8 protein-coding genes are annotated in these 12,977 nt (G+C 59.4%); 3 read left to right on the top strand and 5 right to left on the bottom strand.

Going from position 1 to position 12,977, the window contains the following annotated elements; translation table 11 throughout:
• Both QUG01_RS18850 and QUG01_RS18845 read right to left on the bottom strand, forming a co-directional pair.
• On the bottom strand, positions 1-458 hold a 458-nt coding region (locus tag QUG01_RS18850), incomplete at its 3' end, for a hypothetical protein (protein WP_500831426.1).
• A gap of 97 nt (positions 459-555) precedes the next feature.
• A complete protein-coding gene (locus tag QUG01_RS18845; RefSeq protein WP_500831425.1) occupies positions 556-3,126 on the bottom strand; it encodes a TonB-dependent receptor in 2,571 nt (856 codons plus the stop codon).
• 738 nt (positions 3,127-3,864) lie between these two features.
• On the opposite strand from QUG01_RS18845, the gene QUG01_RS18840 reads away from it, so the two are divergent.
• The 3 genes from QUG01_RS18840 (at position 3,865) to QUG01_RS18830 (ending at position 8,376) form a co-directional block, all read left to right on the top strand.
• Complete coding sequence (locus QUG01_RS18840) at positions 3,865-5,502, top strand: S53 family peptidase (protein ID WP_500831424.1); 1,638 nt, start codon at positions 3,865-3,867, stop codon at positions 5,500-5,502.
• 251 nt (positions 5,503-5,753) lie between these two features.
• Positions 5,754-7,373 (top strand): S53 family peptidase, encoded by a 1,620-nt coding sequence (locus tag QUG01_RS18835; protein ID WP_500831423.1) that lies wholly within the window; start codon positions 5,754-5,756, stop codon positions 7,371-7,373.
• 370 nt (positions 7,374-7,743) lie between these two features.
• On the top strand, positions 7,744-8,376 hold the full coding sequence (locus tag QUG01_RS18830; RefSeq protein WP_500831422.1) for a HugZ family pyridoxamine 5'-phosphate oxidase: 633 nt from the start codon (positions 7,744-7,746) through the stop codon (positions 8,374-8,376).
• A 7-nt stretch (positions 8,377-8,383) separates the two neighbouring features.
• Here the strand turns inward: QUG01_RS18830 and QUG01_RS18825 are convergent, their stop codons facing one another.
• The 3 genes from QUG01_RS18825 to QUG01_RS18815 all read right to left on the bottom strand — a co-directional run bounded on the left by QUG01_RS18825 (position 8,384) and on the right by QUG01_RS18815 (position 12,933).
• On the bottom strand, positions 8,384-9,844 hold the full coding sequence (locus tag QUG01_RS18825; RefSeq protein ID WP_500831421.1) for a PhoPQ-activated protein PqaA family protein: 1,461 nt from the start codon (positions 9,842-9,844) through the stop codon (positions 8,384-8,386).
• 179 nt (positions 9,845-10,023) lie between these two features.
• Positions 10,024-11,742, bottom strand: coding sequence for an arginine--tRNA ligase (gene argS, locus QUG01_RS18820; RefSeq protein ID WP_500831420.1), 1,719 nt, complete (start codon positions 11,740-11,742; stop codon positions 10,024-10,026).
• Between the two features lie 144 nt (positions 11,743-11,886).
• Positions 11,887-12,933 carry an MBL fold metallo-hydrolase gene (locus QUG01_RS18815; protein ID WP_500831419.1) on the bottom strand — a complete coding sequence of 349 codons (1,047 nt, stop codon included), beginning with the start codon at positions 12,931-12,933 and terminating at the stop codon, positions 11,887-11,889.
• Between the last annotated feature and the right edge of the window lie 44 nt (positions 12,934-12,977).

Genomic DNA, 12,977 nt, shown 5'->3' with positions numbered 1-12,977 from the left:
ACCACGCCCTGGATTTCGTCTTCCTGGGCCTTGGACGGGTATTCCGGCGATTCCAGATGGCTGCAGTTGGCCTTGGCCGACACCGGGCCTTTCGGCGCTTCCACTGCCGGCGCCGGCGTCGGGGCCGGTTGCGGCGCCGGATCGGCCGTCACCGACTGGATCGCGTTCTGCGATTGCACCATCGGCGGCGGATTGACCACCGGCGGCACATAGGCCTGCGGTTTCGGCGCCGTCGGCTGCTGCACCACTTTTTCGATCTTAGGCGGCGGAGGCGGCGGTGGCGGCGGTTCGCTGATCACCGACACTTCCACCTTCTGCTGGATCACCTTCACCACGCCCTGGGCCAGTCCGGTCACCAGCGCGTAGATCAGCACGGCGTGGAATATGATCACCCCGGCCAGACCGGCGCCGCGGCGGCTGCGCAGACCTGACTGTTGCCTTACTGCGGGATAGGACATTGTTACGTTCACTTCCTTAACGGCTTTACTGGATTGCCAAGCGCAAAACGCCACCCCAGCAAAATCCCGGCTGGGGTGGCGACCTTCAGCAGCGGAATTACATCTTGTAATTAGCTTTCAGGAAGTAGGCGCGGCCGACTTGATCAGCAAAACGTGCATCGTAGTTGCCTTGGAACAGGTATTGCTGATTGCTCCACGGAGGCAGTTGATCAAACAGGTTGCGCACACCAGCGGTCAAAGTCAGGTGCTTGTCCCAGTCATAGCTGCCGGACAGATTCCAGGTCGAATACGGCTTAACCATGTGATTGGTTGCAGCGAACTTACCAGAATTCTGATCCGTATAACCTGACTTGTAGCTCTGGGAAAGTACAGCGCTCCAGGCGGCAAGTTTCCAGTTCAAGGTCAGATTGTGCTGCCAGCGGAAAGTCGGCTCATTCTGTGTGGCAACGTATTGCCCCAGATTGCTGTAATACTGCCCATTTTCCTCTAGCTGGTAGACGTTCTTAGCCAGGTAGGTACCCGTCAACTGAGCGGTAAAGTTGCCGATGGAAGTCTTAGGCAATGCCCAGCGGAAATCCACATCAAGACCAGCGGAACTGGAGTTACCCATATTCATGGTCGTGGCGACACCCGTCAGGTTTCCGCCATTGTTCCGATCATAGAACAACAGGCTGTTGTGGTTACCGTCATACAGGGTCGCCTCAGGCAAGGTGCTGACCTGATGCTTGATCATTACCCACCACAAGTCTGCGCTAGCGGTAATGCTCTTGATCGGCTCAATCACAATCCCCACAGACATCGAGGAAGATTTTTCAGGTTGCAGCTTGGTATTGCCACCCACTTTCAGGTATCTCTGCAAACTTGGGCAGCTGTCGGCCAACGTCGGGCAGCTCAAAGGATCGGCATAAAAATTACCGGTCAGCTGGCTTTGGTTGGGCTGGTACATGTCATACAAAGAGGGCGCACGGAACCCAGTGCTTGCCGACGTACGCAACAGAACTTGCGGTGACAGTTCGTAGCGCAGAGAAACCTCCGGACTTACCGAGTCGCCTACATCGTTATAGTGGTCATAACGGACAGCCAGCTTGCCATCTAGATGTTTGACAATGGGCACATCCGCTTCAGCAAACAAGGCGGAGACAGTACGATTACCCTTGGTGCTGAGCGATTGCTGCATGCCAGGGCCAATTGCATCCTTAGAAATTGGATAGTTGTAATTGTGCTCCAATGTATCGTGGCGAACCTCAGTACCCAAGGCCACCGCCAACGGTCCTGCCGGCAGCTGTAATACCTCCTTGCTCATGCTGAAGTCGGCACTTGCCACTGTATACTTACCATCATCCAGATGGCCCTTGATACCAATCTGATTCCAAACATTCGGGTCTGTGGCCAAGCCGGTCACCAGACTGATCTGGTTGTTCTTGTAAGCGTTAGCGACTTCGTTATCACCAGTGAATCCGCTAATCAGCTCTTCAGTGGCATAGCTTTGACCATAACCGACGCCAGTCTTGTAGTCCCAACCAGCTACCTGACCTTCCAGGTTGAGCTGAACCTTTTGCTGGACATTCACGGCCTCTGTCACGCGATTACCCAACGGCATGGTGCGTAAAAATGGGGTCAAAGTCGCAGTGCCATCCGGCGTGACAATACCTTGCGTTCCGCTGGGCAAGAATACCTCGCCGCCTGTCGGCGCTGGCGCCGCTATCGTGGTATTTTTGGTGCGAGTAATGTTGTAAGTGAGAGACAACTCGTGATTGTCGCCGATCCTCATCGACCCTTTAGCAAGGCCCGACCATTGTTCAGTCTCAGGCTGTATGCCGACCATCGTTCCCGGATACATTTTACAAGTGCCGCCCTTGGCTACAGCAGGGGCGGGGCAATTGGGATAGCTACTCGGGCCAATTAGAGAGTTCCCGCCGTCAACAGAATAGTTTGCGGGATAGCTATTCGAGCTAGCCTTCATGGCTGGAGTTATTGCGGATGCAAAGTCTCGCTGAGAAGCCATGATGGGATCAGTTTTATGGTACGAAGCTGTCGCAAAGACATTGAAGCCATCTTTGTTAAGATCGCCGTATCCATAAGATCCGTTCAGATTTTTCTCTTGGCCGCCAGAGCGTTGCGGACTCAAGAAATCGCCCCCCAAGGTCAGGCCCTGAGCGCTTTTCTTCGTGATGAAGTTGATCACACCGCCAATCGCATCGCTACCATAGATAGCGGCGGCACCGTCGGGAAGTACATCGACGCGCTCAATGGATGACAAGGGAATTGCATTCAAATCAGCGGCAGTACCATCAAAAGGATGATAAGGAACACGCCGACCATCAAGCAGTACCAGAGTGTACTGCTGCCCCAAACCGCGCAGGTTGGCAAATGCGGCGCCACCTGTTGATTGGCCCACGCTCGAATTTGCACCGATATTGGATTGATTAGAAGCCAGAGCATTAACCACTTGCTCAACCGTATTCAATCCTTGCTTAGCCAAGTCATCGACTTTGATCGTGGTGACCTCGGTAGCCTTTTCGCTCTTTAGTCGCTTGATGTGAGAGCCAACAACATCCACGCGCTGTAAAGAGTTGCTGTCAGAGTCATCTGCATGAGCGAGCTGCGCGTAGCCTACGCTACCCACAAGCGACAGGGCCACCACCAGTGTTTTTCTCTTGTAGTTCATGATTTCTCCAAATCCCTTTTGTAGATATGTCGCCCGCTCGCCTCGTGGGCGGCCGGATCTTTGTATTCGTCATGCCGAGCGAATGTGATTCGAGTGTGAAAGTTTGTAATGATCACCGTCAACAGCCATTTACTTTCTCGATACCACTAACAAAAAGAGAAACCACGCACTTCTGAAATAACGACAATTTGTCACACACCGCTTTTAGAAATTTCCTTGTAAATCAAGTGTAAAGAATCGACATCGTCACATATCGTCACAAAAACACATCTAAACACACATCTGTAACCGTATCCGAACTTGGCCATTTGTTGCTTTTTTGCATCCTCAATCTAGAGAGTGTTGCTGATTTCACAAAATCAGCACATTCGCACGCTTGCGATACATTAAAAAAAAACATGCAAGGTATGCGGATTTGCATTTCACCAAAAATCAATAAATGGAGCATTTGCACTACTATGTCATTTTTCAAGGCGTCAACTCTTCCAAAAACCTTAAAATTCTTTAATTTTCATTAATTTCAGGCCTCAAATATGAATTTGTATTAAATGCATTTGGCATTTACAGACTATCTGGACTATTGATTAAGCGTCGCATGAATTTGCGGCATGCCTCCTCAAAAAGGGGGGCAATCATGGGTAAACGGTTAAGACATAGCTTCGCAATATAAACCGAACCCTTATCAGGAAAAGGCATACCGCCCACCTGAACTACACACTGCAAAGAGGAGAAATTTGCATGATTGCAAAACAGCACGCTGTTGCACTGATTGTTGCCGGCCTGTTCACCGCCGGCGCTCAAGCCGGTGAAGCCTGGGTCAATACCGCCACTCAGGCCCATCCGCTGGTTTCCACGCTGACGCGTTCCGCCACTGCCCAAAGCACTGGTGAAGTTGCCGCGGGCCAATCCGTGCATGTAGCCGTGACGCTGAAACTGCGCAACAAGACGCAACTGGACGCGCTGACCAGCAGCCTGCTGGCCGGCACCAGCCACAAGACACTGAGCCACAACGAGTTCATGGCCCAGTTCGCCCCCACCCAGGCTCAGGTGCAGCAGGTAGTCGCCCACCTGCAAAAGAGCGGCTTCCGCAATATCAAAGTCGCCGCCAACCGCATGCTGATCACCGCTGACGGCTCCGCCGCCACCGCCAAGACCGCCTTCAACGCGACGCTGCATCGCTTCAACGCCAATGGCCGCACAGCCTTCGCCAACGTGACCGCCGCCCAAGTGCCGCAATCGCTGGGCGATATCGTGCTCGCCGTCCATGGCCTGCAAAACGTCCACACCTTCCACACCACGCTGCAAAAGGCTGGCGTTCAGGCTTTCGCCAAAGCCAAGACCAACAGCGTAGTCGGCCACAATCCGACCGACTTCCCGCTGATCTACAACGCCAGCAGCCTGCCGCCGGCCAGCAACACCACCGTTGGCATCATCGCGGAAGGCGATCTGACTCAAACCCTGCAAGATCTGCAGCAGTTTGAAGATTCCGCCGGCTACAGCTATGTGCAGACCAATGTGATCAACGCCGGCGATGCCTCTTCCGACACCGACGGCGTGGGCGAATGGAACCTGGATAGCCAGGACATCCTGGCTGCCGCGGGCGGCGCGCTGCAACAAATGAATTTCTACGTCGCCACCTCGATGACCAACGCCGACATCACCGCAGCATTCAACTCCGCGGTCAGCGATGGCTCGGCCAAGGTGATCAATGTCTCGTTGGGCGAGTGCGAAACCGGCGCGCAAAGCGACGGCATGGTTGCTTCCGACGACCAGATCTTCCAGACCGCCGTCGCACAGGGCCAGACCTTCTCGGTGTCCACCGGCGACTCCGGCTCCGCCGAATGCGGCAATAGCGCAGGCCAGAGCTATCCGGCGACCTCGCCGTACGTGATCGCAATAGGCGGCACCACGCTGTCCACCAGCGGCACCAAGTACTCGTCGGAGTCGGTATGGAACGGCGGCGGCGGCGGCCCCAGCGTCGTAGAAGCGGCACCGGCTTGGCAAACCAAGGCCGGCGTGCTGACCGTCAACAAGACTAAGCGCGGCGTGCCGGATGTGTCGTTTGACGCCGACCCGAACAGCGGCGCGCAGGTCATCGTCCAAGGCAGCAGCCAGCAGATCGGCGGCACCAGTTTGGCGGCTCCGCTGTTCACCGGCTTCTGGGCCCGCATCCAGTCCGCTCACGGCAACAGCCTGGTATCGCCTAACCCGGCCATCTACCAGTACTTCAAGGCCAATACCGGCCTGTACCACGACGTGACGACTGGCAACAACGGCGGCTACAAAGCCACCAAGGGCTGGGATTACGCCACCGGCTGGGGCAGCCTGAACGTGTCCGCGCTGAATACCTTCATCAACAGCCACTCCGGCTTCTGATTGAAGCGGCTTCGCTGACGGAAACCCCGGGCTTGCCCGGGGTTTTCTGTTATCTACGCACCAATGCCGGTGTATCCAGCCATCCACACTTTCCGGATGCAATCTGAATTTTGCGTAAACAATTACAAATAAACCGGGTAATTTAAGAGCAATTACTTTACAAAAGCCAGCGCGCTCGCTATCTAGTAAAAACGCGTACTTCCCCGTCTATCATCCAAGGACGGGACGCGGTTTTTTCAGGGAGAAATGGCATGCGGGCAAGATATTCCACCCTTCTGTTGCTGATTGGCGGCGCCTTCGGCATCCCGGCGCAGGCAGCCGGCAACTGGACCGCCACCACCACGCAGGCGCACCCGGTGCAGCAGCTGATACCCGGCGCCGTAGACAATGGCGAGCTCGCTGGCGGTGAACTGGTTCACGTGGCCATCAGCTTGGCGCTGCGCAACCAATCTCAACTGGATGCGCTGACCAGCAGCATCCAGTCCGGACAAAGCCAGCCGATCAGCGACGCGCAGTTCATGGCCCAATACGCGCCCACCTCGGCCCAGGTTCAGCAGGTGGTGAGCCATCTGCAACAGAACGGCTTCCGCAATATCACCGTCTCGCCCAACAATCTGCTGGTAACGGCCGACGGCAGCCACGCCACTGTTTACAAGGCGTTCCAAACCAAGTTGCATCGTTACAGCGTCAATGGTCGCCAGACCTACGCCAACACCGCCAATATCCAGGTGCCGGCCAGCCTGTCCGGCATCGTGCTGGCGGTGCACGGCCTGCAAAACGTCCATCAATTCCATACCGCCTTCCATGCCCAGAGCGTGGCCAAGGCCAGTACCGGCGTCGTCGCGCACAAACCGACCGACTTCGCCGCCATCTATAACGCGGCCAGCCTGCCGGCGGCCAAGAGCGGTGTGGCCGGCATTATTGCAGAAGGAAACCTGAGCCAGACGGTTGCCGACCTGAACAGCTACGCCAGAAGCGCCGGCTTTGCCGCGCCCAGCGTGGCCATCGTCAATGCAGGCAGCCCAACGTCCGACACTTCCGGCATCGTGGAGTGGAATCTGGATAGCCAGACCATACTCGCCGCCAGCGGCGGCGCGCTGAAGCAACTGCAGTTTTATGTGGCGCCGTCGATGAGCAATGGCGACATCGCCGCCGCCATCAACGCCGCGGTCAGCGCCAACAGCGCCAAGGTGGTCAATGTATCGCTGGGCGAATGCGAGCTGAGCGCGCAATACTCCGGCATGACCGCCAGCGTGGACCAAATGCTGCAAGCCGCCGTGGCGCACGGCCAAACCTTCTCCGTTTCCAGCGGCGATTCCGGCTCTTACGAGTGCGGCGGCGGCACGCCGTATCAAAGCTATCCGGCGGTATCGCCTTATGTGATCGCGGTGGGCGGCACCACGCTGGCCACCAGCGGCGCCAACGCTTTCAGCAGCGAAAAAACCTGGAGCGGCGGCGGCGGCGGACCGAGCTACACCGAAGCCGCGCCGTCATGGCAAACCGCGGCCGGCGTGCTGACCACCTCCAAGACCCGTCGCGGGGTGCCGGATATCGCCTTTGATGCCGATCCGAACAGCGGCGAGTTGGTGCTGGTGGCCGGCAGCACCTATCAAGTAGGCGGCACCAGCCTGGCCGCGCCCTTGTTCAGCGGCTTCTGGAACCGTATCCAGTCGCTCAACGGCAACAAGCTGGTTTCGCCCAACCCTGCCATCTACAAGTACTTCAAGGCCAATCCCACGCTGTACCATGACGTGGCCAGCGGCAGCAATGGCGCGTTTTCGGCCAAGGCGGGCTGGGACTATGCCACCGGCTGGGGGAGTTTGAACGTGGCCAATCTGAACGCCTTCGTCGCCAAGACCGCAGGGTTCTGAACTCAGTTCGCCTTTACATCGACGCCCCGCTCCTCGCGGGGCGTTTTGTTTTACTCGCCCTCGTCCTAGGGGCTGTTGACGTTTGGTGGGCGGTCGCGCCGGGATGCGTTTTGCGCCGAATCGAGGCGTTTCGCGCGCCGCATAGTCATTCTCTGCCAGCGCGGAACAACGAAGAGTCGGCGCGAAAGGCGCCCGGCCCTGCGGGTTTGGCCGCTTTGGGCCGGGAGCCGCGTTGCCCAGCCCTTGCATAGAATGACTATGCGTCGGACTGTGCGCCTTGCTTCCGGCCCAAATCGGCTCAAACGCGATCCACTCACCAAACGTCAACAGCCCCTAGAATGTCGGCATCTTTTCCTGCCGGAAGCCGAATATGAAACCGGATCTCGCCATCAGCCTGCTGCATCAATGCCGCCACGCCACGCTCGCCACCCAGTCGCAGCATGATCCGGGCTATCCCTACGCCAGCGCCATCCAGTTCTTTTGCGACGAACATCATCATCCGGTATTCGTGGCCAGCGCCCTGGCCGAGCACAGCAAAAATCTGCAGGCCGATCCGCGCATCAGCCTGTCCTTGCTGGCCCCTGGCGACGATGCCGCGCAATCGGCCTCGCGGATGACGATATTGGGCGATGCGGAATGCTTCGAGGCACCGGACGCTTTGCGTCAGCGCCTCTTGCGCTACATCCCGGAAGCCGAAGAATGGCTGGCGCTGGACTTCATGTTCTTCCGGCTGCGGCCAAAGCGCCTGCGCGTGATCGCGGGTTTGGGGCGGATGGGTTGGATAGACCAAAGCGCTTGGCGGGAACTGCCCGCGCTGGAGCTGGATGTGGAGTCTACGCTGCTCGACGAGGCGCAGGCGGCGCTGCCCACGTCCATCCGCTTGCTGGGCTGCGACTGTTTCGGCGCCGATCTGCTGGAAGATGGCCGCTACCGGCGCGCGGACTGGGAGGCGGCGTCTAACGCCCCGGTCCAAATCCGCGACCGCCTATTACGGCTTGCGTGAAGCGGCCTCAGCCGCCCAGTTGCAGCCGCGGCGCAGCGATAGGCACGTTCGAGCCATCGGGATAACGCTTGGGCCAGATCAACGGCGGCGTGGTCCAGGTGAAATCCTTGCCCTCCAACTCGATGAAATAAGCCTGCCAGCCAGGCAGCGAAGCGTCCGGCGTAAACTCGAAGCGACATTCCCCCGCGCTGCATTTCCCCTCGATCATCCGGTCCTGGTAGCGGATGCCGGAACGGAAACGGAAATCGCGGCTATCCGGGTTGTTCGCTAGCCACAGCTTGGCGCGGCTCACCGGTTCCCGGGTACTGACGCGAATCCGGCCGTCGCGCGCATCACCCTCCACCTGCGCCTCTGGCAAAGGCTTGCCCGCCAGCCAGCGGCCCATGAACTGTCGCAGCGCCTCGGCCACCTGCTTGCTCCCCACATAATGGGACTGGTTCGGCAGATAGCGCAGCTGGGTCAGCCCTTTCAGCGCCGGCAGATAGCTCCAGGCGGAATCCGGCACCGCGAAATCGTCCCCGGATGCGGAAATCATGTATTTCGTCAGCCGCGCCATGCTTTCCGGGTAGTTGACCACGTCCTCGAACCGCAGCAAGGCATCGAAACCGGGGCTGCCGTTCAGCACCTCGCCGGTGATGCCGTTTCTCTCATAATCGCGCAACGCCACCGGCCATTGCTTGCCGTAGCTGTTGTACACATGGCTGAAGTTGACGCGGATGTTCCAGAAATCGGCGACCACCGGCACGATGGCCTGGACCCGCTCGTCGTTCAGCCCTGCCAGCCAGCTGGCCCAGCCGCGCTTGGAACTGCCCGACAACACGAAGGCGCGGGCATCCGGCACACCGGACTGGATCGCGTCCATCGCCGCGACGGCTGCCTGCGTCATCGGCAGATGCATGGAGCTGAAACGGTCGGCCTCCGGCTGGTCCACGCTCTTGCGCCAGCTATAGGCGACCAGCGCGTCCTCGCGGCCGAGCGGCCGTCCGTCCAGCTGCAGGCTCTGGTTGGGAACGTAATACAGTTCAGCCACCGCGATGCCCAGCCCGCGCGCCAGTTCGGCGATCGGCAACGGATCCCGCGGCGCTTGCGAACCCTTTTCCGCATGATTGCCGCCGCCGCTGATGTAGAGCAATACCGGCGAGTCCGGCTTGCGTTCCGGCGGCAACGCCAGCTTCAATTCATGCTCCCACTGCGGCGCGTCGCTGGCCAGCGTGCTGCCCAGGCCCGGCCAACGCTGCGACACAAAACCATAGCTGCGCACCGTGACGCCGTCCTGCTCGCTTTCGCCGAGCAGTCTGGCCGGTTGCTGGCTGACTTTGGCCTGTTTCAGATACCGCGCTACCGTTTGCGGATCGGCGGGGGCTGGAGCCTGCCCTGCTTGCGAGGCGACGGGAAGCCACAGGCACAGCGCGATGCCGGCGCGGCGCGCGGCGATGGATAAAGAAGCATTCATCAGGATGGCAGTCATATTATTTGAAGGATTGATTTTCATTGGCCGCGGGTAGAGCAAATGCGCTCCCGCCCACGATGGACAGCCACCGTCGCGATCCGTTCAGGCTATACGCTCGATCCCCGCTCTTGCCGCCCAGCGATAAAAAACCCCGCCGGATGCGGCGGGGTTTCTCGCGATGGCCATGGCCTCGGCGCTTACATCGACTCCAGCACCTTGATGCCCAGCAGATCGAGGCCGGTACGCAGCGTCTTGGCGGTCAGCGCGGCCAGTTGCAGGCGGCTGGCGCGAACCTCGCCCTCGCTCTTCAGGATCGGGCAGGCTTCGTAGAAGCGCGAGAACAGCGTGGCGATGTGGTACAGATACTGCGACAGATAATGCGGATAGCAGCCTTCCACCACCGCGTTCAGCGTGTCTTCGAACTGCGCCAGCGCGGCGGCCAATTGCTTCTCGGCCGGTTCGGTGATCACGATCTTGGCGTTGGCGTCGTAGTCCTCAGCCTTGCGGAACACGCTCTGCACGCGGGTGTAAGCGTATTGCAGGTACGGAGCGGTGTTGCCCTCGAAGGCCAGCATGGTGTCCCAATTGAAGATGTAATCGCTCATCCGGTTCTTGGACAGGTCGGCATACTTCACCGCGCCGATGCCCACCGCGTTGGCGATTTCGCGCTTCTGCTCGTCGGACAGGTCCGGGTTCTTCTCGGACACCAGGGCATAAGCGCGCTCCTCGGCTTCATGCAGCAGCTCGATCAGCTTGACCGTGCCGCCGGAACGGGTTTTGAACGGCTTGCCGTCGTCGCCCATCATCACGCCGAAGCCCACGTGCTCCAGCTTCATGCTTTCCGGCGCGAAACCGGCCTTGCGGCAGATGGAGAACATCTGGGCGAAGTGCTGGCTCTGGCGAGCGTCCACCACGTAGATCACGCGGTCCAGCTTCAGCTCGCGATGGCGGTAGCGCACCGCGCCGATGTCGGTGGTGGTGTAAATGAAACCGCCGTCCTTCTTTTGCACGATCACGCCCATCGGCTTGTCTTCCTGGGTGCGGAACTCCTCCAGGAACACCACCTGCGCGCCGTCGTCCTCGGTCAGCAAGCCCTTCTCGCGCAGCTCCTGCACGATCACCGGCAGGTCGTCGTTATACGACGATTCGCCGCGCACGTGCTCGCGCTTCAGGCCGACATTCAGCTTCTCGTATACGTCTTCGCAATGTTTCAGCGACACATCGACAAACTGGCGCCACAACTTCAGCACCTCCTCATCGCCGCCTTGCAGCTTCACCACGTAATCGCGGGCGGTGTTGGCGAAGTCCTCGCTCTCGTCGAAGCGGATCTTGGCGTTGCGGTAGAAGGTTTCCAGGTCGGACAGCTGCAGATCGGCGTCGCCGGCGTGGCTGGTTTCCACCAGGTAGGCCACCAGCATGCCAAACTGGGTGCCCCAGTCGCCCACGTGGTTGGCGCGGACCACATCGTGGCCCACGTATTCCATCACGCGCGCCAGCGCGTCGCCGATGATGGACGAGCGCAAATGGCCGACGTGCATTTCCTTGGCCAGGTTAGGCGAGGAATATTCCACCATCACGCGCAGCGGCTTCACCGGCGCGATGCCCAGCTTGTCGTCTTTCAAGGCGGCTTCGCTTCGTCGGGACAGATATTCAGGGGCTAGATGAATATTGATGAAACCCGGACCGGCGATTTCCACCTTGTCGGCGATGCCGGCAAGATCCAGCGCGGCCACGACCTTTTCGGCCAGGGCGCGCGGGTTGGTCTTCAGCGCTTTGGCGGCGCCCATGACACCGTTGGCCTGGTAGTCGCCGAATTCCGGCTTGGAAGCCGGCTGGACCACGGCAGGCGCATCAGGGGCGCCAGCCGCTGCCAGCGCCGCCTGTACCCGTTCGTTGATCAGTTGATGAATAGTCATTAGATAGCCCCACGAATTGCCGCGAAAACGAAAATCTGCCTTCGCTTTTGAAAAATAACTGGATTTTGATTGTATTCGCCCAGGCCGGTGCGGGCAATGCTTGATCCACCTTGAGGCGCCGGCAATTGCCCTTCTTTTGATCCTTTACGGCTTTTCGCTGCGTATCGGTTGGTCCAGCCAGACGGTCTCGCCCAAGGCCGGCACGCTGAAATCAGCCGGCGCGATGCCATACCGGCGCAAGGCTTCTGCCAGATCCAGCGGCGGCTGATGCAGCGGCTCATCGGTCAGCACAAATGTGCCCCAATGCACCGCCAGCGCCCGCTTCGGGCGCAGAATGCGGAAAATCTCCACCGCCTCGTCCGGGTTGATGTGCTGCGGCGCCAGAAACCAGCGCGGCTGGTAGGCGCCGATAGGCAGCAGCGCCAGGTCGACCACACCCAGATGCTCGCCGATGCGCGCGAAAAGCTCCGGATGATACCCGGTATCGCCCGGATACCAAAGCTGGACGCCGTCGCCCTTTACCGCGAAGCCGCCCCACAGCGCGCGGTTGCGGTCGCCCCAGGCCCAGCGCTTGCTCCAGTGCTGCGCCGGCGTCAGCGTCAATTCGAGCTCGCCATGACGATGACGCTGCCACCAGTCCAGTTCGACAATGCGCTCTGCCGGCGCGCCGGCGCGCAGCAAAGTCCGCCCCACGCCCAAGGGCACCACGAACAACGGCGATCCGCCCACCTGAGCCGCCAAACGGCGCAGAGTAGGAAAATCAAGGTGGTCATAATGATTGTGCGTCACCATCACCACGTCGATGCGCGGCAAATCCGGCAAAGCCATGGCGGGCGGCAGCAGGCGCTTCGGCCCCATCCATTGCACAGGCGAAGCGCGCGGCGACCAGACCGGGTCCAGCAACACATTCATTCCGGCCAGCTGAATCAGCCCGCTGGCGTGGCCTATCCAGGTATAGGACGGCCGTTCGCGATTAACCGCCAACGCAGCGACATCAGGCGGGACGCGGTGAATGTCCTGCAGGCGATGTTCTACTTGCAGCCGCCGGCGCTGCCAGTTCCAACGCGCCAGATCAACAAAACGCGGCTGCTGGAAAGGATAGAGGTTGCGGTAGCCATCCGGGCCGTGATGGCCGCGGGAAGCGTCGGGACGATAGCGCGGCAGCGGCCAGCGCAGCAGATCAAGCAGCATGAATAAAGGCAATTTTCCGGAATGATGCAGGCATTCTGCCGCAA

This window comes from Chromobacterium sp. CCUG 76385, from assembly GCF_059916625.1.
The sequence above is the reverse complement of the archived record's forward strand: the minus strand, read 5'-3'. Positions and strand labels throughout refer to the sequence as shown.

Coding starts and splice junctions, on each gene's coding strand:
- QUG01_RS18825 (WP_500831421.1), bottom strand. CDS start 9,844: ATGACTGCCATCCTGATGAATGCTTCTTTATCCATCGCCGCGCGCCGC.
- QUG01_RS18835 (WP_500831423.1), top strand. CDS start 5,754: ATGCGGGCAAGATATTCCACCCTTCTGTTGCTGATTGGCGGCGCCTTC.
- argS (WP_500831420.1), bottom strand. CDS start 11,742: ATGACTATTCATCAACTGATCAACGAACGGGTACAGGCGGCGCTGGCA.
- QUG01_RS18830 (WP_500831422.1), top strand. CDS start 7,744: ATGAAACCGGATCTCGCCATCAGCCTGCTGCATCAATGCCGCCACGCC.
- QUG01_RS18815 (WP_500831419.1), bottom strand. CDS start 12,933: ATGCTGCTTGATCTGCTGCGCTGGCCGCTGCCGCGCTATCGTCCCGAC.
- QUG01_RS18840 (WP_500831424.1), top strand. CDS start 3,865: ATGATTGCAAAACAGCACGCTGTTGCACTGATTGTTGCCGGCCTGTTC.
- QUG01_RS18845 (WP_500831425.1), bottom strand. CDS start 3,126: ATGAACTACAAGAGAAAAACACTGGTGGTGGCCCTGTCGCTTGTGGGT.